Origin of the sequence: Bartonella sp. AA97HXZ (genome assembly GCF_042196985.1) — a bacterium.
In the GTDB taxonomy this organism is placed as follows: domain Bacteria; phylum Pseudomonadota; class Alphaproteobacteria; order Rhizobiales; family Rhizobiaceae; genus Bartonella.
The window spans coordinates 1-815 of sequence record NZ_JBHIRC010000089.1; the positions used below are offsets into that span (position 1 = coordinate 1).

The window sequence follows — 815 nt, forward strand, 5'->3', positions numbered from 1 at the left end:
GAAGAAAAACGATCCCAATATTTCCACAAAGCAAAACCAGCAGCCAGTATGACCGCCACAACAGCAGCAACCACAGCCCCTATTGGGGTAAAAATACCCCCCACAACAGAGGAAATACCCGCCCCAACCACTTCGATCACTGTCCCAACAGAGCCAAAAGAGGCAGCAAATGCACTTCCTGAGACAGCAATCCCCCGTAAAGCCCCGACCAGTAAAGTTATGGGGCGTAAGAGTCGGAGTGAACTTGCCCCAAGACCCGCGGGTAGCAAGCCCAGCGAGCGCCCTGCGGCTGCTAAGCCCCGCCAGCTTGCAGCAACACCACGACTGAGTACTCTAAGCTTGATAAAAGAGCCCATCAATTGAAGAAGCCCAAGGCGTGTGCCAGCCATGGTAAAGCGCAACACGCGCAGAGCAATATTAAAAGCCATCAGAGCGGCAATGGTTTTGATAATAGCGCTTGTTAAAGTGGGATGGGCATTCGCCCACGCCATAAGCCCATTGGTAAAATTGCCAACACTTTCCATCAAACTGTTGAGGGGGGGCAGAAGCACTTCACCAATGGTGATGCCCAGAGCCACAATACGGTTTTGCAAGAGTTCAAATTGCCGCATGGCACCGGTTGCTTGTTTGTCTGCTTCTTGTTCTACAGAACCTTTAAAGACTTGTGGATCTTTCACATAATCTAAAGCTTGCCCTAACAATTCGGGGTTACCCACCAATTTGGCAAAATCACCAGTAAAATCGCGCCCAGCAATGGCAATCAGCGAGCGCATCCCCTGTTCGGATTTACCCAACACATTAAAAAAGCGCACCAA

The 815-nt window shown here is 50.4% G+C and carries 1 protein-coding gene; it reads right to left on the reverse strand.

Features of this window, described 5'->3' with window-relative positions:
• The coding region (locus tag ACFINE_RS09855) for a phage tail tape measure protein (RefSeq protein ID WP_375621904.1) at positions 1-815 on the reverse strand (815 nt) is incomplete at both ends.